The 21,133-nt window shown below is 64.5% G+C and carries 27 protein-coding genes; 5 read left to right on the top strand and 22 right to left on the bottom strand.

The genetic code is table 11. The features are described 5' to 3' along the window. Nucleotides 1-74 precede the first annotated feature (74 nt). Nucleotides 75-281: a cold-shock protein gene (locus J2X44_RS15880; RefSeq protein WP_120217235.1), complete on the bottom strand. Its 207-nt coding sequence runs from the start codon at nt 279-281 to the stop codon at nt 75-77. A gap of 328 nt (nt 282-609) precedes the next feature. On the opposite strand from J2X44_RS15880, the gene sdhC reads away from it, so the two are divergent. The 3 genes from sdhC to sdhA are packed head-to-tail and all read left to right on the top strand — an operon-like array spanning nt 610 to nt 3,270. Further along, nucleotides 610-1,053, top strand: coding sequence for a succinate dehydrogenase, cytochrome b556 subunit (gene sdhC, locus J2X44_RS15875; RefSeq protein ID WP_310086151.1), 444 nt, complete (start codon nt 610-612; stop codon nt 1,051-1,053). Then, on the top strand, nt 1,053-1,454 hold the full coding sequence (sdhD, locus tag J2X44_RS15870) for a succinate dehydrogenase, hydrophobic membrane anchor protein (RefSeq protein ID WP_310086147.1): 402 nt from the start codon (nt 1,053-1,055) through the stop codon (nt 1,452-1,454). Before sdhC ends, sdhD begins: the two co-directional genes overlap by 1 nt. A gap of 1 nt (nt 1,455) precedes the next feature. Beyond that, entirely contained in the window at nt 1,456-3,270 is a 1,815-nt protein-coding gene (sdhA, locus tag J2X44_RS15865) for a succinate dehydrogenase flavoprotein subunit (protein WP_310086144.1), read from the top strand. A gap of 18 nt (nt 3,271-3,288) precedes the next feature. Here the strand turns inward: sdhA and J2X44_RS15860 are convergent, their stop codons facing one another. The 5 genes from J2X44_RS15860 to leuC all read right to left on the bottom strand — a co-directional run bounded on the left by J2X44_RS15860 (nt 3,289) and on the right by leuC (nt 7,587). Beyond that, nucleotides 3,289-3,582 (bottom strand): hypothetical protein, encoded by a 294-nt coding sequence (locus J2X44_RS15860; RefSeq protein ID WP_310086140.1) that lies wholly within the window; start codon nt 3,580-3,582, stop codon nt 3,289-3,291. A 96-nt stretch (nt 3,583-3,678) separates the two neighbouring features. Continuing rightward, nucleotides 3,679-4,674, bottom strand: coding sequence for an NADPH:quinone oxidoreductase family protein (locus tag J2X44_RS15855; RefSeq protein WP_310086138.1), 996 nt, complete (start codon nt 4,672-4,674; stop codon nt 3,679-3,681). 10 nt (nt 4,675-4,684) lie between these two features. Then, nucleotides 4,685-5,278: a 3-isopropylmalate dehydratase small subunit gene (leuD, locus tag J2X44_RS15850; protein ID WP_310086135.1), complete on the bottom strand. Its 594-nt coding sequence runs from the start codon at nt 5,276-5,278 to the stop codon at nt 4,685-4,687. 1 nt (nt 5,279) lies between these two features. Next, a complete protein-coding gene (locus tag J2X44_RS15845; RefSeq protein ID WP_310086132.1) occupies nt 5,280-6,131 on the bottom strand; it encodes an N-acyl homoserine lactonase family protein in 852 nt (283 codons plus the stop codon). Nucleotides 6,132-6,156: 25 nt separating this feature from the next. Beyond that, nucleotides 6,157-7,587, bottom strand: coding sequence for a 3-isopropylmalate dehydratase large subunit (gene leuC / locus J2X44_RS15840; protein WP_310086128.1), 1,431 nt, complete (start codon nt 7,585-7,587; stop codon nt 6,157-6,159). A gap of 135 nt (nt 7,588-7,722) precedes the next feature. Here leuC and J2X44_RS15835 point away from each other — a divergent pair, with 135 nt between their 5' ends. Together J2X44_RS15835 and J2X44_RS15830 are read left to right on the top strand one after the other, a co-directional pair. Then, a complete protein-coding gene (locus tag J2X44_RS15835) occupies nt 7,723-9,396 on the top strand; it encodes a phospholipase D-like domain-containing protein (protein ID WP_310086125.1) in 1,674 nt (557 codons plus the stop codon). A gap of 53 nt (nt 9,397-9,449) precedes the next feature. Continuing rightward, complete coding sequence (locus J2X44_RS15830; protein WP_310086123.1) at nt 9,450-9,968, top strand: sterol desaturase family protein; 519 nt, start codon at nt 9,450-9,452, stop codon at nt 9,966-9,968. Here J2X44_RS15830 and J2X44_RS15825 read toward each other — a convergent pair. From J2X44_RS15825 to J2X44_RS15750, 16 genes are all read right to left on the bottom strand, one after another. After that, complete coding sequence (locus J2X44_RS15825) at nt 9,965-10,645, bottom strand: glutathione S-transferase family protein (RefSeq protein ID WP_310086121.1); 681 nt, start codon at nt 10,643-10,645, stop codon at nt 9,965-9,967. The genes J2X44_RS15830 and J2X44_RS15825 overlap by 4 nt on opposite strands. Further along, the gene (locus tag J2X44_RS15820) at nt 10,633-11,610 is read right to left on the bottom strand and encodes an NAD(P)-dependent oxidoreductase (protein ID WP_310086118.1); all 978 of its coding nucleotides are present in this window, start codon (nt 11,608-11,610) and stop codon (nt 10,633-10,635) included. Before J2X44_RS15820 ends, J2X44_RS15825 begins: the two co-directional genes overlap by 13 nt. A gap of 67 nt (nt 11,611-11,677) precedes the next feature. Further along, on the bottom strand, nt 11,678-12,952 hold the full coding sequence (locus J2X44_RS15815) for a serine hydrolase domain-containing protein (RefSeq protein WP_310086116.1): 1,275 nt from the start codon (nt 12,950-12,952) through the stop codon (nt 11,678-11,680). Nucleotides 12,953-13,032: 80 nt separating this feature from the next. Next, entirely contained in the window at nt 13,033-13,482 is a 450-nt protein-coding gene (locus J2X44_RS15810; protein WP_310086113.1) for a hypothetical protein, read from the bottom strand. 39 nt (nt 13,483-13,521) lie between these two features. After that, nucleotides 13,522-13,821, bottom strand: coding sequence for a nucleotidyltransferase domain-containing protein (locus J2X44_RS15805; RefSeq protein WP_310086112.1), 300 nt, complete (start codon nt 13,819-13,821; stop codon nt 13,522-13,524). A gap of 25 nt (nt 13,822-13,846) precedes the next feature. Next, entirely contained in the window at nt 13,847-14,266 is a 420-nt protein-coding gene (locus J2X44_RS15800) for an HI0074 family nucleotidyltransferase substrate-binding subunit (RefSeq protein WP_310086109.1), read from the bottom strand. Next, nucleotides 14,267-14,902, bottom strand: a complete 636-nt coding sequence (locus tag J2X44_RS15795) for a CoA transferase subunit B (protein WP_310086108.1) — start codon at nt 14,900-14,902, stop codon at nt 14,267-14,269. A 1-nt stretch (nt 14,903) separates the two neighbouring features. Next, entirely contained in the window at nt 14,904-15,773 is an 870-nt protein-coding gene (locus J2X44_RS15790) for an HAD family acid phosphatase (RefSeq protein WP_310086105.1), read from the bottom strand. Next, the gene (locus J2X44_RS15785) at nt 15,773-16,480 is read right to left on the bottom strand and encodes a CoA transferase subunit A (protein ID WP_310086103.1); all 708 of its coding nucleotides are present in this window, start codon (nt 16,478-16,480) and stop codon (nt 15,773-15,775) included. The genes J2X44_RS15790 and J2X44_RS15785 overlap by 1 nt, the downstream gene beginning before the upstream one ends. Further along, nucleotides 16,477-17,130, bottom strand: a complete 654-nt coding sequence (locus J2X44_RS15780; protein WP_310086101.1) for an HAD-IA family hydrolase — start codon at nt 17,128-17,130, stop codon at nt 16,477-16,479. Before J2X44_RS15780 ends, J2X44_RS15785 begins: the two co-directional genes overlap by 4 nt. 17 nt (nt 17,131-17,147) lie before the next feature. Then, nucleotides 17,148-17,552, bottom strand: coding sequence for a hypothetical protein (locus tag J2X44_RS15775; RefSeq protein ID WP_310086100.1), 405 nt, complete (start codon nt 17,550-17,552; stop codon nt 17,148-17,150). Between the two features lie 48 nt (nt 17,553-17,600). After that, complete coding sequence (locus J2X44_RS15770) at nt 17,601-18,704, bottom strand: DUF2855 family protein (RefSeq protein WP_310086097.1); 1,104 nt, start codon at nt 18,702-18,704, stop codon at nt 17,601-17,603. A 92-nt stretch (nt 18,705-18,796) separates the two neighbouring features. Then, nucleotides 18,797-19,486: a VIT family protein gene (locus J2X44_RS15765; protein ID WP_310086095.1), complete on the bottom strand. Its 690-nt coding sequence runs from the start codon at nt 19,484-19,486 to the stop codon at nt 18,797-18,799. 9 nt (nt 19,487-19,495) lie between these two features. Then, a complete protein-coding gene (locus J2X44_RS15760) occupies nt 19,496-19,882 on the bottom strand; it encodes a type II toxin-antitoxin system VapC family toxin (RefSeq protein ID WP_310086093.1) in 387 nt (128 codons plus the stop codon). Beyond that, entirely contained in the window at nt 19,879-20,136 is a 258-nt protein-coding gene (locus tag J2X44_RS15755) for a type II toxin-antitoxin system prevent-host-death family antitoxin (RefSeq protein ID WP_310086090.1), read from the bottom strand. Before J2X44_RS15755 ends, J2X44_RS15760 begins: the two co-directional genes overlap by 4 nt. A gap of 32 nt (nt 20,137-20,168) precedes the next feature. Beyond that, nucleotides 20,169-21,089, bottom strand: a complete 921-nt coding sequence (locus J2X44_RS15750; RefSeq protein WP_310086087.1) for an SMP-30/gluconolactonase/LRE family protein — start codon at nt 21,087-21,089, stop codon at nt 20,169-20,171. Between the last annotated feature and the right edge of the window lie 44 nt (nt 21,090-21,133).

Genomic DNA, 21,133 nt, shown 5'->3' with positions numbered 1-21,133 from the left:
CGGTGCTGATCGCGGCGGGTTGACCGCCGCGATGGTCCGGCCCGGCGCCCAAAGGACGCCGGACCGGAAATCATTCAGGCAGGCTGAAGATTGACAGCCGAGGTCTTGCCGCGCTGGTCGGTTTCCAGCTCGTACGAAACGCGCTGTTCCTTGTTCAGCGTCGACATACCGGCGCGCTCAACGGCGGTGATGTGGACGAAGCTGTCGCCCGAGCCATCCTCGTTGGCGATGAAGCCATAGCCTTTGTCGGTGTTGAAGAATTTTACGGTGCCGATGGGCATGGGGTGTTTCCTTTCACGAAAACAGATGATCCTCGGGCAAAAGCGCCTTTGGAGCTGGTAGCGCGTGAAGGGAAGTATCAGCCTGTCGGCATCAAATTTCCGTCGCAGGCGACGTTAGCCAGCCTGAAGTGAGATAAAATTGCCAAAAAGTCAAGGTTTTTGGCAATTTTACAGAAATAGGGGTGATCGCCGGGCAAATCCGCACGCGATGAGGGGCCGAAAGCGTGACAGGCCGTCTTCAGGCTTCTGTCCCTAAGCAATTGCATATCGCGGCTGGGGCGCTAAACCGGCGGCCATCGACCGATGAGAGTCTTGAAACGGGGCTGATATGGCTGGCAACGAACCAAATACGCGCCCGCGCGCGCCGCATTTGCAGGTATATAAATGGGGTCCCGCGATGGCGGTATCGATCCTTCACCGCGCCAGCGGGGATGGATTGGCGATTGCCGGGGTCGGCCTGTTCCTGTGGTGGCTTGGCGCCATCGCGGGTGGACCAGAGGCTTATGCGGCGTTCGTTGCCTGTGTGTGGCACGATCCCAGCCCCGAAATCACCCTGTTCCATCAGGTCACCAACATCCTGGGCAAGATCGTCCTCGTCGGGCTGACCTGGGCGTTTTTCCAGCATCTGTTCTCGGGGCTGCGTCACTTCGTGCTCGACACCGGCGCGGGCTATGAGCTGAAATCGAACAAGCTGTGGTCGACCGTCGTGATCGCCGCGGGCGTGTTCGCGACCGCCGCGACGTGGCTTTATATCATGGCGGAGGCACTCTGATGGGCGACGGCACGCATCTCGGCAAAGTCCGTGGTCTTGGCTCGTCGGGTCATGGCTCGCAGCACTGGCTGCAACAGCGGCTGACCGCGCTCGGCAACATCCTGCTCGTCGGCTTTTTCGTCGTGTCGCTGATCCGTCTGCCGCTCGGCGATCATGCCGCAGTGCTGCGATGGGCGGCGAACCCGATGGTCGCGCTGGCGCTGATCCTGATGGTGGTCAGCGTCTTCTGGCATCTGCGGCTGGGCCTGACCGTGCTGCTCGAGGATTATGTTCACGGGCCGATGCTGCTGCTCGCGACCGTTCTGCTCAATTTCTACGCCATCGGCGGCGCCGCCTACGGGATCTTCACGATCGTCCGGATTGCGCTGGCACCCGTCGTGGCCGGCCCGGGGGGCATGTGACATGACCGACGCTTACAAGATCATCGACCATATCTATGACACCGTCGTCGTCGGCGCCGGCGGCTCGGGCTTGCGCGCCACGATGGGCTCGGCTGAAGCGGGGCTGAAGACCGCGTGCATCACCAAGGTATTCCCGACCCGCAGCCACACCGTTGCGGCGCAGGGCGGCATCGCCGCATCGCTCGGCAACAATTCGCCCGACCATTGGCAATGGCATATGTACGACACCGTCAAGGGCTCCGACTGGCTCGGCGACCAGGACGCGATCGAATATATGGTCCGCGAAGCGCCGCAGGCGGTGTATGAGCTCGAACATGCCGGGGTGCCCTTTTCGCGCAACGCCGACGGCACGATCTATCAGCGCCCGTTCGGTGGCCATATGCAGAATATGGGCGAAGGCCCGCCGGTCCAGCGCACCGCCGCCGCCGCGGACCGCACCGGCCACGCGATGCTCCACGCGCTGTACCAGCAGTCGCTTAAGTATGACGCCGACTTCTTTGTCGAATATTTCGCGCTCGATCTGATCATGGAAGACGGCCCCGACGGCAAGGTGTGCCGCGGCGTCATTGCGCTGTGCATGGACGACGGCAGCATTCACCGCTTCCGTTCGCAGGCTGTCGTGCTGGCCACCGGCGGGTATGGCCGCAGCTACTTCACTGCGACCTCGGCGCACACCTGCACCGGCGACGGCGGCGGCATGGTGCTGCGCGCCGGGCTGCCTTTGCAGGACATGGAGTTCGTCCAGTTCCATCCGACCGGCATCTATGGCGCAGGCGTCCTGATCACCGAAGGCGCGCGCGGCGAGGGCGGGTATCTCACCAACTCCGAGGGCGAGCGGTTCATGGAACGCTATGCCCCGTCGGCCAAGGATCTGGCGTCGCGCGATGTCGTGTCACGCTCGATGGCGCTCGAAATCCGTGAAGGCCGCGGCGTCGGCCCGCACAAGGACCATATTTTCCTGCACCTCGATCATATCGATCCCGCGGTGCTCGCCGAGCGGCTGCCCGGCATCACCGAAAGCGGCAAGGTGTTCGCGGGCGTCGACCTGACGCGGCAACCGCTGCCGGTGGTGCCGACGGTCCATTATAATATGGGCGGCATTCCGTGTAACTATCATGGCGAGGTCGTCACGCTCGGCAAGGATGGCCCTGATACCGTCGTTCCCGGCCTGTTTGCGGTCGGTGAAGCCGCCTGCGTGTCGGTGCATGGTGCGAACCGTTTGGGGTCGAACAGCCTGATCGATCTGGTCGTGTTCGGCCGCGCCACCGGGCATCGGTTGCGCGACATCATCAAACCGGGCGCGGCGCAGCAGCCGCTGCCAGCGGGCAGCGCCGACCTCGCGCTTGGCCGTCTCGACCATTTCCGCCATGCCAAGGGTGGCTCGCCGACCGCCGAAATCCGGCTGGAGATGCAGCGCGCCATGTCGGCCCACGCTGCGGTGTTCCGCACCGATGAACTGATGGCCGAGGGCAAGGAAAAGCTGACCAAGACCTATCAGCGGATGAACGACATCGGCATCACCGACCGCAGCCTGATCTGGAATACCGATCTGGTCGAAACGCTGGAGCTCGACAACCTGATCAGCCAGGCGACGGTGACGATGCATTCGGCGTTCAACCGCAAGGAAAGCCGCGGCGCCCACGCGCACGAGGATTTCCCGAACCGCGACGACGCCAAGTGGATGAAGCACACCGTGGCGTGGTTCGACGGCTGGGGCGGCAAGGGCGGCGGCGTCCGCCTCGATTACCGCCCGGTTCACGAATATACACTGTCGGATGATGTGGAGTATATCAAACCGAAGGCGCGGGTTTATTGATGACCGGCTCCGTCTCGGCTATTCGCCGAAGATGCTGTCCATCGGATTGAGGTCGGAGAACGGCTTGTCGACGTCCTGGCCCATGATCCACAGTTTCTGGCACGCGACGGTGAAAAAGATCAGCGCGACGGTCCACACGATGAAAGTCTTGCGAACCTGCCAGCGGCGTTCGGCCTCGGCGGCCTTGGCGCGGGCCTTGTAGTCGATACCCAGTTCGCCCTCGAACTCGGCCACCAGCTGCGCGCGGCGGGTGCGCGAAATATTCGCGATGCTCGCGTTACTTTCGTCAACCTTTACGCGGCGATTCGCCATCGTTGCACCCTATGGCCCAGTCAGTCCTGACGTCGGACAATAGGACGCGGCCCCTGCCAAAGGGTTAACCGCAGCGCATCGTTGCGACGAGTCGCGTCAGATTGTGACCACCAGCTTGCCGACCGCGCTGCGATCGCCCAGCTTGGCAATGGCTTTGCCGCCATCGGCGAGGGCGAAGCTCTCGGTGACCCGCGGGTTGATCTTGCCCTGTTCCCACAGCTGGAACAGCCGCGCGATATTGGCGCGGTTGCGCGCCGGTTCGCGCGCGACAAAGGCGCCCCAGAACACCCCGGCGACGTCGCAGCTTTTGAGCAGGGTCAGGTTTAGCGGCAGCCGCGGGATACCGGCGGGGAAACCGACCACCAGATAACGACCCTCCCATGCGATCGACCGCAGCGCCGGTTCGGCATAATCGCCGCCGACCGCGTCATAGATCAGATTGGCGCCGTTCGGGCCGACCGCGGCCTTGAAGCTGTCGGCGAGCGCCTTCGACGCGTCCTTGTCGAACGGCTGGTAGCCATAGACGACGACCGCGTCGGCACCCGCCTGGCGCGCGACCTCGGCCTTGGCTTCGCTCGAAACGCCCGCGACGACGCGCGCGCCGAACGCCTTGCCCAGCTCGATCGCGGCGATCCCGACCCCGCCCGACGCGCCGAGGACCAGCAGCGTGTCGCCTTCCTGAATGTGGCCGCGATCGACCAGCGCGTGGATGCTGGTGCCATAGGTCATCAGCAGCGAAGCGCCCGCCGCGAAATCATGGGCCTGGGGCAGGTGATAGACATTATGCACCGACACCGCGACGGCTTCGGACATGCCGCCATTGCCGCAGCCCGCGATGACGCGGTCGCCGACCGTGAATTCGGTGACGCCCTCGCCGACCTCGGCAACCAGGCCCGCGACCTCGCCGCCCGGGGCAAAGGGGCGCGCGGGTTTGAACTGATATTTATCCTCGATGATCAGCGTGTCGGGGAAATTGACCGCGCAGGCCTTGACGTCGATGACGATCTGGCCCGGACCTGCGGTTGGCCGCGGCAATTCGCCCAGGGTCAGCGTTTCGGGGCCGCCGGTGGCGGTCGACAAAAGAGCCTTCATCATCTTCTCCTTATGCCAGCGTCGGCGTGAGCCAAGGCTGGGTTTTTGCTATTTTCTGTTCGTGCGCCGCGATCGCCGCGTCGCTTTTTTCGGTCAGCGAAATCTCGTCGAGCCCTTGCAGCAGGCACATCTTGCGGAACGGATCGATGTCGAAGGCGAAACGGTCCTGGAACGGCGTCGTTACCGTCTGGGTGTCGAGATCGACATGGATCGGATCGGTCGCTGCGACCTCCATCAACCGGTCGATCGCCGCTTGCGGCAAGACGACGGGCAGGATGCCGTTCTTGACCGCATTGCCCGAGAAGATGTCCGAGTAGCTGGGCGCGATGACAACGCGGATGCCGAGGTCGCCAAGCGCCCAGGCGGCATGTTCGCGGCTCGACCCGCAGCCGAAATTGTCGCCCGCGATCAGGATCGGCGCGCCCGCAAATTCGGGGCTGTCGAACAGATTGTCGGGGTCGGCACGCAGCGTTTCGAACGCGCCCCGGCCAAGCCCTTCACGGCTGATCGTCTTCAGCCATTTGGCCGGGATGATCACGTCGGTATCGACATTCTTCAGCCCGAACGGAATCGCGCGGCCTTCGACTTTCTCGATGGGCGTCATTTTATTCGGCCGCCTTTGGAAACGCGGGCAGCTTGCCGATGTCGCGCGGTTCGTGCTGGAGGATCACCGTCGCCTTCAGATTTTTCGCCAGCGTCTTGAAGCGGTCGAACGAGGCGAGCGTGTCGGCACGGTTGGTGTTGAAGGTCGGCACGCCATTGCTGTCGTAATTTTCCTGAAAATGCGCCTGGTCGCCGGTCAGCAGTACCGGGCCCATGCCCGCAAGGCGGACGAGCAGGGCGTGGTGGCCCGGGGTGTGGCCGGGCATGTCGAGCATCACGACGCTACCGTCGCCGAAAACATCCTGGTCGCGCGCGACCGGCTCGACCTTGCCGCCGCCGCTGATCCAATGCGTGAAAGGCGCCGGATTGACAAAGGCGGGCGGGGGGCTCTGGGTAAGCAAGTCCCAGTCGCTCTTGCCGATATAGAGCTTTGCAGCCGGAAAATCTGGGAGCTGGGCAATGTGGTCGAAATGAAAATGGCTGATCCCGACGACGTCGATGTCGCCCGGTTTGATGCTGAGTTCGGCGAGCTGTTCGACGAGCGTGCGGCCGACCGAGGCCGACATATCACCGCTGGTGGTGAACGCGGCGCCCTTGAGCGCGCTGGGCAAGCCAAGATCCCATAGCATCAACTGATCGCCGTGGCGGATCAGGTAGCAGCCGACGGTCAGATCGCGGCTCTGTCCGGGATAGGCCTGGGTATCCGAAAAGGCATTGAGCCGGTTGACGCGCACCGTGCCGCAATCCAGCCGGGTCAGGCTGACCTTTGCCGCTGGAGCGGGCTTGTCCTGCGCCAGCGCGGGCGCGGCGAGGGTCAGGGCCGCGGCGGCCGATGCGATAGCTTTCCAGATCATGCCATTCCGCTCCACTTCGCGATGCTCAATCGATCAATTCCCGCACGTCGGTCAGCTTGCCGGTCACCGCCGCCGCCGCGGCCATTGCGGGCGAGAGGAGGTGCGTGCGGCTGCCGGGCCCTTGGCGGCCGACGAAATTGCGGTTGCTCGTCGAGGCGCAGCGTTCGCCTGCGGGCACCTTGTCGGGGTTCATGCCGAGGCACGCCGAACAGCCGGGTTCGCGCCACTCCAGACCCGCGTCGGTGAAGATGCGGTCGAGCCCTTCGGCTTCGGCCTGTGCCTTCACCAGCCCCGATCCGGGGACAACGATCGCCCATTTGACGTTGGCGGCCTTGCGCCGCCCCTTCAGGACCGCGGCGGCGGCGCGCAGATCCTCGATGCGGCTGTTGGTGCAACTGCCGATGAAGATATTCTCGATGGCCACATCCTGCATCCGGGTGCCGGGTTCGAGGCCCATATAGGCGAGCGATTTCGCCGCCGCGGCCTGTTTTGACGGATCGGCAAAGCTGTCCGGCGCGGGGACGCAGCCGGTGATCGGCACGACGTCCTCGGGGCTGGTGCCCCAGGTGACACTGGGCGCGATGTCGGCGGCGTCGATGACGACGGTCTTGTCATAGGCCGCGCCGGGATCGGTCGCTAGGCTGGTCCAATAAGCAACTGCGGCTTCCCAGTCGGCGCCCTTGGGCGCATAGGGGCGGCCCTTCAGATAGGCGAAGGTCGTCGCGTCGGCGGCGATCAGCCCGGCGCGCGCGCCGCCCTCGATCGCCATGTTGCTGACCGTCAGGCGGCCCTCGACGCTCAGCGCGCGGATCGCACTGCCGGTATATTCGATGACATGCCCGGTGCCGCCCGCGGCGCCGATGGTGCCGGTGATGTGAAGGATGATGTCCTTTGCGGTGACGCCGGGGCCGACGTCGCCCTCGACGCGCACTTCCATCGTCTTGGCGGGCTGGAGCAGCAAAGTCTGGGTCGCCAGCACATGTTCGACCTCGCTGGTGCCGATACCGAAGGCGAGCGCGCCGATGCCGCCGTGGCACGCGGTGTGGCTGTCGCCGCAGACGATCGTCGTGCCGGGCAGTGAAAAGCCCTGCTCGGGGCCGACGACATGGACGATGCCCTGCTCGGCGGCGACCGCGTCGATGTAGCGGATACCGAAATCGGGGGCGTTCTTCGCGAGCGCCGCCAACTGCGCGGCGCTTTCGACGTCGGCGATCGGCAGGCGGTTGCCCGCCGCATCGGTGCGCGCCGTCGTCGGGAGATTATGATCGGGGACCGCCAGCGTCAGGTCGGGGCGGCGTACGGTGCGCCCGCTCGCACGCAGCCCGGCGAACGCCTGCGGGCTGGTGACTTCGTGGACCAAGTGGCGGTCGATGAAGATCAGGCAAGTGCCGTCGGGGCGCTGTTCGACGACATGCGCGTCCCAGATTTTTTCATACAGGGTGCGGGGGCGAGTCATGGCGTTGCCTTAGATCAGCCGCACAACATTGCAAGCCGGTGGCGATAGGAAACGCAATTTTCGGTCGCGTTGGCGGCAAAGATGCTTAGCATGGCGCGGCCCTTCTGGAGTCGCGCTTTGGAACAGGAGAGGCCCATGGTTTCGATTCCCGCTTATCGTCCCGTCATCCGCACGACGCAGGGGCCGTATCGCGCCGCGGCGCTGGTCGGCACCCACAGCATCTCGCTCGGCTGGGACGTCGATCCGGCGCACGCAGCGGGCCTGCACGGCTTTGCGGTACGCAAGAGCGAGGTCGACCTAGCCAGCGGCGAGGTGGTCGCGGTGAACTGGCTGCGCGGCGAGAAACGCTTCAAGGGCGATCCGGTCGATGGCTATGATGTGTCGTCGCGCGAGGCGCCGTTCCAGCGTTTCCGCTGGAGCGATTACACGCTGAAAAGCAGCCTCGGCTATATTTTCGACATTTTTCCGGTGCGCGGCACCCCGCCGGGCGGACTGACCACCGATGAAGCGCCCATGACCCTCAAGCTGCGCCCGTCGCCAGAAATGGCGGCGGGGGTCGGCGCCTATGTCAATCGCGGCGTCACGTCCGCCTTTGCCTATCTCGACCGCTTCAAGGGCGCGCATCCGCGCGACGTTCCTGATGGGGCAGCGTGGCGCTGGCTGTCGCGCGGGCTGAAAGAGGCGTTGATCGGCTTCATCGATGGCGCGGGCGGCGGCCACGCGCTGCGCGTCGGCATCTACGAATTTTTCGATGACGAGGTGGCGGCGGCGCTGGCGGCGGCAAAGGCGCGCGGGGTCTATGTGCGGATCGTCTATCACGCCAAGCCGGGCGACCATGCGACGCACAAGAGCGAAACGGTGCTCGCCGCGCACGGCCTGACCGCCATCGCGACTCCGCGCGCCGCGATCCAGAAGATCAGCCACAACAAGTTCGTCGTCCAGCTGGTCGGCGGGGTGCCGGTGCGAACCTTTACCGGCACCGCCAATTTTTCCGAAAACGCCTTTTATTACCAGACCAATGCCGCAGTGATCCTGGACGATCCGGTCGTCGCCGCCGCCTATCACGACTATTGGCTGATCCTGGCCGATGATCCGGCGCGTGGGCCATCCAAGAGCGATCCGGCCGAGGTGCGCAACCGCGTCGGGGCGCTGCAGGCGCGGCTCGCCGCGGTGGGGGGCGGGCCGTTCGCCACGCAATATTTCTCGCCGGTGCGGACGCTCGACATCATCGACAAGGCGGTCGAACTGGTCGGCGCGGCAAAAAGCTGCGTCCTGACCAGCGCGCCGTTCGCACTCGACCCTGCCATCGTCACGGCGATCGCGTTGCAGCCGAAGGAATTGCTCCACTATGGCCTGGCCAACACCACCGTGCGCAAGAAGGTCGAGGCGCTGACCACGAACAACACGCGCTATTTTGTGCCGTCGCGGCTCGAAACCTATATGGGGCGCAATTGGGATGCCAAGGCGTTCGGCAACCACAAGATCCACAGCAAGCTGATGATCATCGACCCGTTCGGTACCCGCCCGCAAATGCTGTTCGGGTCGGCGAACTTCAGCGACGAAAGCTGTCAAGGCAATGACGAAAACGCCTTTCTGAGCGAAGATCCGCGGCTGATCGCGATCATGGCGACCGAATTTCTGCGGATGTTCGACCATTATAAATCGCGCGCCTTCATCAACCAGATTCGCGGCCAAGGGCTGACCGACGCTGATTATCTCAGCGAGGATGGCGGCTGGATGAAGAGCAGCTTTTCGTCCACCGCGCGCAGCCACAAGTTCCGCGACCGATTGGTGTTCGTCGGCGACTAGATATGCTGGCGCTTGGGCTGGCGCTGGCCGGGTGAGGGGCTTATATCGGCCGCATGTCGTTGCCCGCTATCATCGCGTTGATCGTCGCCACCGTTGTGGCGATGGAGTTCGTCGCGTGGGCCAGCCACAAATATATCATGCACGGCTTTGGCTGGGCGTGGCATCGCGACCATCATGAGCCGCATGACAAGATGCTGGAAAAGAACGATCTGTTCGGCCTGTTCGGCGCGGCGCTGAGCATTTCGATGTTCGCGGTGGGCAGTCCGATGATCATGGGGTCGTCGGCGTGGGCGCCGGGGACGTGGATCGGGCTGGGGGTGCTGTTTTACGGCATCATCTATACCGTGGTGCACGACGGGCTGGTGCACCAACGCTATTTCCGCTGGGTGCCGCGGCGCGGCTATGCCAAGCGGCTGGTGCAGGCGCACAAGCTGCACCATGCGACGATCGGCAAAGAGGGCGGGGTCAGCTTCGGTTTCGTCTTTGCGCGCGATCCGGCGAAATTGAAGGCCGAGTTGAAGGTGCAGCGCGAAGCGGGGGTCGCGGTGGTGCGTGAGGCGCTGGTCGATTAACCCGTCCGGTAATCCGCGGTAATCGCCCCGCACGCGCGCAGTTCTTCCTCATGCCCGACCTCGCGCCAGCTTTCGGCGAGCGCCTGGCGTTCCCACTCCACCATCGCCGGATGTGCCAGAATGTGATCGACCCACGCCTGCCCGGCGCCGACGTCGAGGCCATAGGTACGGATGCGGAAGGCGACGGGGGCGAAGAAGGCGTCGACCGCGGCGAAATCCGGCCCGGCCAGCCACGGCCCGCCAAATTTCGCCAGTCCGTCCTCGAACAATTCGCGGATGCGCGCCACATTGGCTTGCAGCGCGTCCGACATCGGCTTGGGGGTCACGCGGACCCCGACGTTCATCGTGCAGTCGTTGCGCAGCGCCGCAAAGCCGCTGTGCATTTCGGCGGTGGCGCACTGCGCCCAGGCGCGCGCGTCGGGATCGGTCGGCCACACGCCGTCGTGGCGGTCGGCGAGATAGAGGGCGATGCCCAGCGAGTCGTAAATCGTGCGCCCTTCGTGCAGCAACGCGGGCACCTGCCCGGTGGGCGAAAAGCGACGGAAATCTTCGTAATTGGCGGGTTTGGTGAAGGGTTCGATGCGATCGTCGAACGCGATGCCGAGTGCGGTCATCAGCACCCACGGGCGCAGCGACCAGCTCGAATAATTGCGGTTGGCGGTGATCAGCTCGTACATGCTTCGCGCTCCTGACGGACAATAGGAGAGGTGTAGGCGGGATCGTGCGCGAAGGGCAGCGCGCTCCCCTCGCGGAGTGCCGCGAGCACGGCGCCGAAATCGGTCTGGGCGCGCCAGCCGAAGCGGCGCTCGGCGCGCGACGGGTCGTACACGCGGTCGATCGTTTCGGGCAGCACCCAGCCCGCCGCCGCGTAGAGGTTGGCCGCGTCGGGATGATAACGCGCGATGACCGCCCGCGCGTCGCGCGCAAGCTCGGCGGCGTCGTCGCGGGCAAAGGGTGGCGGAGCCGAGAGGACGAAAGTGTCGCAGCCGATCCTCGGCGCGGCCTCCAGCGCGGCGAGATGCGCGGCGGCGGCATCCTCGACGGTCAGGCGGCGGTGGAGCAGTTCATTGGCCTTGAGGTTCGGGCCGCTCGGCACAGCATGGGTGTCGTCATCCTCGGGAAAGAAGCGCCCGGTGCGCAGGATGGCGACGTTGATGCCACGCTCGCGGTGGACGAGCCGGCACGCCTGTTCGGCGGCGAGCTTGGTGATGCCATAGATGTTGCGCGGCGCCAGCGGGCCGAAATCCTCGTCCATCCACCACGCACCCGTTTCGCCTGCGCCATCGCGGACATCGGCGCGCACCATCAGTGAGGTGGTCGAGGTGAACAGGAACCGGTCGTTGCCCGCCGCCACCGCCGCCTCGATCAGGTTCAGCGTCCCGCTGATATTGACATCGACGAACGCCTGCCGCGGATAGCGGACGATGTCGGGTTTGTGCAGCGCGCCGCCGTGGATCACCGCCTCGATGCCGTGCTCGCCCATCGTCCGGTCGATCAGCGCGCGGTCGGCGACGGTGCCGACGATCCGGGTGTGCGCGCCGGGAACGACATCGAGGCCGATGACCGAATGCCCGCTTTCGACGAGCAATGGCGCCAGAAAACGCGCCAGCCAGCCCGACGACCCGGTCAGCAATATCCGCATCGCCATTCCTCCCTTCGACCCGAACGCGCGCCTGATACACAGGCAGCCGATCAGGCGGCAAGGGGGGTCATTTTTTCAACTTGGCCGTCGGCGGTAAGATGGCGGCGCGCGTCACCGGCGGCAGGTCTTCCAGGTCGAGCCAGCGGGCGTCCTCACGCTGGTGATAGCTGTCGAGCGCGGCGAACGGGATGCGAAACGGAAAGCCCCAGTCGCTGTTCCACAGCGCGACGACGCCGGTGCGCGTCGCCGGTTCGAATATCATCGTCGCGCGGTAGCCCGACACCGCCCCCGAATGACCCGCGAGCCGGTGGCCGCCATAGGTGAAATTCCGCCAGCCCAGGCCATAGGACGCATCGCTGTTCGCCTGGCGCAGGGCGCTGCCATATAGCGGTTCGGTGCGAACGCGCGACTGGTGCGCGATTTCCAGCACCGGTTCGGGCAGCACGTCGGGGCGACTGCCCATCATCGCCTGCATCCAGGTCGCGAAATCGACGATGTCGCTTTCGACCCCCGCCGCGGCGGGCACCCGCCAATAGGCCTCCTTGACCGGGCGGACCTGAGTGCCGCGGTGCGGCCTGGCCCAATCCTTGGCGCCGGTCAGTCGCTCCATGCCATAACCGGCACTGACCATGCCGAGCGGGCGGAAAAAGCGCGCTTCGACCGCATCGGGGAACAGCGCGTTTGCCGCGTCGCCCAAAATCTCGCTGGCGGCGTCGAAGGCGATGTTCTGATAGGTGTGGCAGGTGCCGGGTTCGCATTGCAGCGGCGCGCCGAGCAGGCTGGCGCGCAGCAGCGCCGGACTCTGCCCGTCCTCCAGCCTTTCGTCGTAAGCGTTTTTGGTCAGGCCGGTGCGCTGGGCCAGCACGTCCTCAAGTGTCACCCGCGCCTCGGCGCCGCCGGGCAGGCGGAGCGAGGTGCGCGATCGCGCGATCGGCCGGTCGAGATCGACGCGCCCGTCCTTGGCCAGCGCCGCCGCCAGCGCGCCGGTGGCGGTCTTGGACACCGAGGCCCAGCGAAACAGCGTGTGCGGCGTGACCGGGGCGCCGGTCGAGGCATCGGCGACCCCATAGGTGCGGACGAAGCGCAGCTCGCCGTCTTCGACCACCGCCACGGCAAGCCCCGCCATTTCGGGGCGCAACGACAGGTCGGTCAATTGCTGGTCGAGAGCGCGATAGTCGATCCGTCCGCGCCATTCAGCGGGGGTATCAGGCAGATTTTCGGGCGGCTTGATCGGGATCGGAACGCTGGCCAGCGGGGCGCTGCCGCCCAAGGCGTGAATGCCGAACCAGCCGGCGGCGGCCAGCACGGCGGCGCCGATCGAAATGCTAAAAACGCGCTTCATGCAACTCGTGACTGGACTGCGACCTAGTTATGATCGTCGTTCTAGCCGCGACTTTCGCCGTCGTCACCCCCATGCACGGTTCAGGGCTTCAGGTCGTCCCACGCCTTGACCGTTCCGACGGCGTAAACCGTGCCGTAGATGAAGACGATCAGCGACGACCACACCGCGAAACCGTCGGTGTGTTGCGGCCGCCAAAAATGGAGCGGGACAAAGATCAGGCCGCGCAGCAGATAGATGGCGGTGATCGTCACCAATCCGGTGCGCAGCAGCGGCAGGCGCGGGAGCATGCCCGCAGCCGAAAAGGCATAGGCAGCCCAGATCAGCAGGATCGCGCTGATCGCCAGGGTGATCAGGGTCGGCGCCCAGTCGCCACGCGCCGCCGCGCGCGCCATGCCTTCACCCGCGCCGAAGAAGCGATACCAGTCGGGGCCGCCAAAGATGCACGCGATATGGAGCAGCGCCGCCGCGACCGACAATCCGCCGCCGATCAGCAACCAGGTCGACCCGGGGTTGGCGGTGACGTCAGGCATGGCGATGATCCGCGGTCGTCGCGGAGGCCCGCTGCCCGCTCATGGTTCGATCTTCATCAGATCATCATGGGTGAACAAAAGGCGGCAGCGTTTCAAAATCTCGTCGCGCACCCGCTGGTCGATCAGATTGCGCTCATGTTGCAGATCGACCGCGACGGACAGCTCGCTTTCCTCAAAGGCGACGCCGAGATTCAGCATGTCGGCGAAGTCGATAGGCCCGCTCAGGAGAAGGTCGAGATCGGAGCCCGGGCGCGCTGCGCGGGCTGCGCGTGAGCCGAAAACACTCACCCGGTCGATATGTTCGGCATAGCGTGAGAGAATCTCGGCAACGATCCGCATGTCATCGACCGACAGGCCGACGGCATCATGCTCCACGCGCATCGGCGTCCCGTTTCAGTGCGATCAATATCGCGAGGAATTGATCGGCGATCAGTTTTAATCCCTGATCACGGATCGGCTCGCTGTAGGTGTGCGACAGCTGGTTGCGCAACTTGCCCATCGCGAGCCATTCGTCGGCCGTAGCGATCATGCCGGCGGCGTGGGCGGCGCGAATGGTCGATGCCGGGGTCAGCGCTTCTGGTGGTGCCAGTTCTTCCGAAAGCCGATCGGCCAGCAGTTTCCAGCCCAATTCCCAGGCAATTTCGAAACGCTGGACCATTCCAGCCTTTTCCAGTTCGGTCAGTGGGCGGCTGTAGCGCAGATCAACCGCTTCTTTCAGGCCTGACAAGGCGCGTGAAAAATTGTCCAGGCGGAGCTGGGACCGCGGTGGAGGCTTGTCATCCATTCAGGATGAGTAGCTTGCCGTCGTTTTTGCAGCAACCTCTTCCGCCGTCACCCCCGGCGCCAGTTCGATCAGCTTGAACGGGTTGTCGTGATCGTCGCGCTTGAACACCGCGAGGTCGGTGATGATCATGTCGACGACATTCTTGCCGGTCAGCGGCAGCGTGCAGGCCGGGATGAATTTCGGGCTGCCGTCCTTGGCGTTGTGCTCCATCACGACGATGATTTTTTTGACCCCGGCGACGAGGTCCATTGCGCCGCCCATGCCCTTGATCATCTTGCCCGGAATCATCCAGTTGGCGATGTCGCCATTTTCGGCAATCTCCATCGCGCCTAGGACGGTCAGGTCGATATGGCCGCCGCGGATCATCGCGAAGCTGTCCGACGAGCTGAAATAGGCCGATTGCGGCACTTCGCTGATCGTCTGCTTGCCCGCGTTGATCAGATCGGCATCCTCCTCGCCCTCATAGGGGAAGGGGCCGATGCCCAGCATACCGTTTTCGGACTGGAGCGTGACCGTCATCCCGGCGGGAATATGATTGGCGACCAGCGTCGGGATGCCGATCCCCAGGTTGACGTAATAGCCGTCCTGCAGTTCCTGCGCGGCGCGCGCCGCCATATCGTCGCGGGTCCAGGGCATCTTATTTCGGCTCCCAATTCTTGTCGGAGGGGAAGGTGTCGTCCCAGCCCAGTTTTTCCCACGGGCCGTAAACGGAGTTGGGGAACAGGAACCAGCCCTTGTCCCACAGCGCGGCGGCGGCGGGGCCGGTCGCAAGCGCGGTGCGGGTTGCGGCGGGCAGATCCTTGGCGTTGAACTGCTGGCTGAAATCGCCGAGCTGGTCGCCCGCCATCAGGATGACGCAATATTTTGCGGCGATCGTGGCGCGGCGCCCGTCCTTGCTCGATCCGGTGGAATCGTCGCCCATCAGGAACAGGGTTTCGCCATGTTTGAACTCGCCCAGGCCCGCGGCGCGCAACGTATCCTCGCTGCCCTTCGCATTGACGGCGCTGCGATTGGTGTTGGCGATCACGGTGATACCGGCGGCGCGCAGTTTGGCCAGCATCTCGGCGGTGCCGGGCATGGCGGCTGCCTTGCCCGCGCCGGTTTTTTCCCACTGGTCCCAGATTTTGGGATCGTAGGTTGAGTTTTGCTCGGCGAAATAGCGCATCGGGCCAAGGTTCCAGATCAACGTCTCGTCGGCGTCGAACACCGCGGCGTAGGGCTTGGTTCCGCACGGTTCGAAGCGCGGCGCATCCATTGTCGCACCAGCGGCGAGAACCACGCTATCGGTCGGCCGCTGCTTGATCCGGGCGACGCCATAGTCGGCGATGCGCGTATTGGTCGCGCGTACCGCGATGGCGGCTTCGGCTGAGCCGTAGAGATATTGCAGCGCGACTGGCGGCTTCGTCGCTTCTATGGTCGCGGGCGGAGTCGGGGCCGTTGTCACCGCGGCCGGCGCGCTCGCACAGCCCGCCAGCAGCAACGCCGCCGTGATCGGGAACGCGCGCATCACGCCGCCTCGCGCGGGCGAACCGTGCGGAACTCGATCTTCTTGTCGTAAGGCGCGCCGATAATCATGCGTTTCACATAGATGCCGGGTAGGTGAATGGCGTCGGGATCGAGGCTGCCGACGGGGACGATTTCCTCGACCTCGGCAACGCAGATTTTGGCGGCGGTTGCCATCGGGGCGTTGAAATTGCGCGCGGTCTTGCGGAAAATCAAATTGCCGCTCTCGTCGGCTTTCCACCCCTTGATGATCGCGAGGTCGGCAAAAATGCCGCGTTCCAGGATATAATCCTGCCCGTCGAAATTCTTGACCTCCTTGCCCTCGGCCACCGCGGTGCCGACGCCGGTCTTGGTGTAAAAGCCCGGAATGCCCGCGCCGCCGGCGCGGCAGCGTTCGGCGAGCGTGCCTTGCGGGCAGAATTCGACCTCGAGCTCGCCCGCCAGATATTGGCGCTCGAATTCCTTGTTTTCGCCGACATACGAGCTGATCATTTTCTTGACCTGACGGGTGCGGAGCAGCTTGCCGAGCCCTTCGCCGTCGATCCCGGCATTGTTGCTGGCGATCGTCAGCCCGTTGGTGCCCGCATCGCGGATCGCATCGATCAACCGTTCGGGGATGCCGCACAGGCCGAAGCCACCGGCGCAGATGTGCATACCGTCGAACAAGAGGCCGTCGAGGGCGGCAGCGGCGTCGGGATAGATCTTTTTCATGGGTGAGAGAGCTCCAGGTCCAGAATCTGCGACAGCTCCTTAAGCGCCTGTTCGCCGCTTGTCACCTTGATGGCGTGCATGCCGAGCCCGGCGGCGGGTTTGCAGTTGATGCCAAGGTCGTCGAGATAGATGCAGGCGGTTGGTGCAACCCCGAGCGCGTCGCACATCATCTGATAAATCCGCGGATCGGGCTTGCGCACGCCGACCTTGCTCGATTCGATGACATGATCGAACCGTGCCATGATCGCCGCCACTTCCTCGGCCTTGGCAAAGCTGCGCGCCATGCCCGCGCCGTGTCCCGACGGCACATTGTTGGTGATGCACCCGATCGTGAACCCGCGCGCTTTGAGCGTATCGAGCGCGGTGACCATCGCCGGGCGCACCGCACCCGCCAACACTGCGAGCACCGCTTCGCCTTCCAGTTCATGCCCCAGCGTGCGGGCTTCGGCGGCGAACAAGGTGTCGAAGGTCGCGGCGTCAATTTCGGCGCGCTCGAACTTTGCCCAAGCATTGCTGTCGGGATCGGCGGCGTTGACGCGGCGGACAAAATCGCGCGGTAGCCCGCGCTCCTCTTCCAGCCGATTAAAGGCTTCGAACGGCGACGACGTAATGACGCCGCCGAAATCGAAAATCACGGTGCTGTAGGTCATGGGAGAGGAGGGCATCCCTATTTGGCGGCGGGGTTGGCGATGCGCGTTCCGTACCAGCTGGCATCGTCGATGCTGAGGTCGAGCCGGTCGGGCGCGCGGACGGTGTCGAGCAGGAACACATAGGGTCCGCTCGCCGCCAGGATCGCGTCCATCGCCTTTTCCACAGGGATGGTGACGGTCGGGATGCGCGGATAGTCCGATGTGATCTCGACCTTGTTCAGGCCGACGCGGGTGACAGTGATCGTGACATTGTCGCGCGACGACCCGCGCGCGTCGGAAATTACGGCGCCCTTGTAGGTACCGGCGACGCGATCGGCGAGATCGGCTTTGCGCGTCGGGGAGGTCTCGGCCGGTTCGGCGGCGGTGGAGATGGCCGGGAGCGACAGGGCGAGTGTGGCGGCGATGATCAGGGTACGGAGCATGGATCTATCCTTTCCGGCGCAGACCGACGGGATGCTCGCTCACGACCCTCATGGGACGACGACGATCCCCGTTCGGGGGTCGGCCTGTCCCGAAAGCATTTCCCGATAGGCAGCGAGCGCCGCGTCGCCGCCGCTGCGCTTATCGACCGATGCCAGGCGCGGGGCAATATCCATGAACGCCAGCCACGCCGCGGCGATCTTTTGCCCGAACACCGCGCCTCCCCAGTCGGCGATCCGTTTCTGGCTGCGGCCGGGGGCAAAAAAGCCCTGGCGCTCGGGGCCGGGCAATCCCTCGACATCGGCCTGCGCGTCCCAATGCGATTTGCCGACGATGATCGATGCCTGGAGCTGGCCGCCGAAATGACTGTGGACGACGCGGGTCACCGCGCCATTGCCTGCCATGTCGACCAGCGCGGCGGGGGTGGACGCATTGAGCGTCATGATCTGATCGTAGCTGATCACGCGGTCGTAAATGCCCTGCGCGGCAAGCGCCTCGACATTGGCGGCGCTGGTCAGCCCGATCGTTTCGGGGCGATCGGCGCGCTGTTTGAGCGCAAAGCCCAGCCCGATCGCGGTCTTGCTCGACGCGCTGGCGATCAGGATCTGCTGGACGCCATAATCGCCCTCATCCTCGAACTGGTCGGCGATCAGCCAGCCGGTCAGGAACAGCGGGCGGAACACCGGCCAATAATCATGGTCGGCGGCGCGATAGTCGGCCAGCCCCTCGATCCGCTGATACTGGTTATAGATCGGTGGCAGCGTGGTGCGCCGCGGGGTGACGTCGGTAAAGCCGCCCGGTCCCGCCTTGCCGACGGTCAGCACCGCACCCTCCGCCATCGGATAATAGCCGTAGAAGCGGTCGCCTACCTTGACGTCGTCGTCGGCGCTTTCGGTCACCGTCGCGAATCCCCAGACGGGCAGGCGGCCAGGGCTGCCCGGTTCGGCAAAGAAATCCCAATAGCCCTGATCATTGCCAAATAGCCCGGCGGGCTTGCCGAACACCGCGTAAGTGATGTTGTTCGCGGTCATCGCAAAGCTGTCGATATGGACGCGCACCTGCCCCGACGCGAGCGGCGTGTCGGGATCGGCGACCAGTTGGGCTTGCGTGATATCGTCGCGATCGATGTCGATCGCCCAGCTTGTTGCTTTCATTCCGGACCCCTCCGATTGTCTTGCCCGCCCACGCGGGATGGGCGCCAGTCATACAGATGCAGTCCGCGCTGACAATCGCCGCGGCGCAAACGTCAGCCGATGGCGGTGTGAAACAGCGATCCGATCGCGATCGTCACCGCCATTGCCGCCGCGCCCCAAAAGGTCACGCGGACGACGGGCCGCAGTATCGGGGCGTTGCCTGCCCGGGCGCCGAGCGCGCCGAGAAGGGCGAGGAAGACCAGCGATGCTGTCGAAACGGTCCAGGGCAAGGAGTCGCCGCTATCGAGCAGCACCGTCGCGAGCGGCAGCACCGCGCCGATCGCGAAACTTGCGGCAGAAGCCGCAGCGGCCTGCCCCGGCCGCGCCGCCATCGCGTCGGTCAGCCCCAGTTCGTCGCGCAAATGAGTGTCGAGCGCGTCGTGCGCGGTCAGCTGCACCGCGACCTGCTCGGCGAGTGCGCGGTCGAGCCCGCGCTGCTGATAGATTTGGGTGAGTTCCTCCAACTCGAATTCGGGATCGGCGGCGAGGTGGCGTTTTTCCAGCTCGATGTCGGATTTTTCGGCATCGCCCTGCGAGCTGACCGACACATATTCGCCCGCCGCCATCGACATTGCGCCCGCGACCAGCCCTGCGGTGCCGGTCATCAGAATCGACGATTGCGCGGCACCCGCCGCGGCGACCCCGGCGATCAGGCTGGCGGTCGAAACGATCCCGTCATTGGCGCCCAAGATCGCCGCACGCAACCAGCCGATCCGGGTGACCGCGTGGGTTTCCTCGTGCATCGCGGGCTCCTACCAGAAACGAATGACGCCGAGCTGGTCGAACATCTTTTCATTCGAGACGAGCGCATATTGCTCGATCTGCGATTGAGCGATCAATATGCGGTCGAACGGATCGCGATGATCGAACGGCAGCAGGCCCGCCAGACTGGCATGGGCGACCGAAATGGGCAGTTGACCAAAACCGAAGCCTGCAATGACCGTTTCGAAGCGTCCGGCAAGCTCGTCAGCGCCTTCCAGCTTCCCGATACGGAATTTTATCGCGACCTCGATGGCCGAGACCGCACTGATCCAGATATGATTGTCCGGGTCTTCGATGGCGGATCGCACGGCGTCGGGCAGTTTCTCCGGTTCATTGGCCGCCCAAATCAGCGCATGGGTGTCGAGCAGCAAGTTCATTGCGCCTCTGGGCCAGTTTCGCCATTCCACAGCGCCAAATCCTCTTCTGGCAGGGGATCCCAAAAACCGGCGTCGAGGTCGATTTTGCCCTTCAATGTCCCCAAAACGCGCTTCGCCTTTGGCGGCTCCTTCACCGGCATCAGCTTGACCACCGGTTCCTTGCCGCGCGCAATCGTGACATCTTCGCCTGCAAGGACGCGGGCGATCAGGCGCGACAGGTTAGTCTTCGCTTCGTGGATGGTCACGATCGTCATATTGGCTAATTTAGCTAAGTCACTTAGCTAAGTCAATGTTGCAGCTGCAACCCCGGCCGCGCCCAACGCGTCTTCACCAGCCGTCCGGTCCCCGACAGGGTTATATAGGCGTCCTGTCGGTCGGGGCCGCCGAACGCGATGTTGGTGGTGAAAATATCGTCGGTCGCGACAAATTCGACCAACTCGCCCGCGGGCGAAACGACCGAAATGCCGCATTCGCCGATCGTCGCGACGCAGATGTTCCCCGACGCCTCGACCGCCAGGCTGTCGAAGAATTTATAGCCAGCGGGACGATACAGTGGGATGCCGGGGCCGCCGGGGCCAGCGTCGGGCGCGACCTTCCCAGGGGCGACGATGTTGAACTTCATCAGGCGGCAGGTGTAGGTTTCGGCAGCGTAGAGCGCGTCGCCGTCGGGCGACAGGCCGACGCCATTGGGGTTGTTCGACGGAAAGATGACTTCCTCGATGAAACTGCCATCGGCCTTGGCATAGAAGATGCCGACGATGTCGTGGCAGCGCTTGGCATAATCGACCTTGCCATGGTCGGTGAACCAGAAGCCGCCGTGGCCGTCGAACACGATGTCATTGGGGCCGCGCAGGGTGACGCCATGATCGCCCGATTTATAGAGGATTTCGACCGCGCCCGTTTCGATATCGATGCATTCGATGCGGCCGCCCGAATAGTCGCTGGCGATGCCATGCGGGGCCAGATAGCCATCGCTTTCGACATAGTTGAACCCGCCGTTGTTGCAGCAATAGAGCTTGCCGTCGGGGCCGATTGCCAGGCCGTTGGGGCCGCCGCCGGGGGTCGCGATGACCTGTTTCTTGCCGCCGGGCCAGCAGCGGGTGATGCGTCCGGCCTCGATCTCGACGACGATGACGCTGCCGTCGTCCATGACGACCGGCGCTTCGGGAAAGCGTAATCCGTCGGCGATCAATTCGAACTCGGCCATTCCCGTCTCCCTTGCGTGCGCGCACTTGCTGTGCTTTGCGGCCA

Source organism: Sphingopyxis sp. BE259 (genome assembly GCF_031457495.1).
Lineage (GTDB): Bacteria > Pseudomonadota > Alphaproteobacteria > Sphingomonadales > Sphingomonadaceae > Sphingopyxis.
The sequence above is the reverse complement of the archived record's forward strand: the minus strand, read 5'-3'. Positions and strand labels throughout refer to the sequence as shown.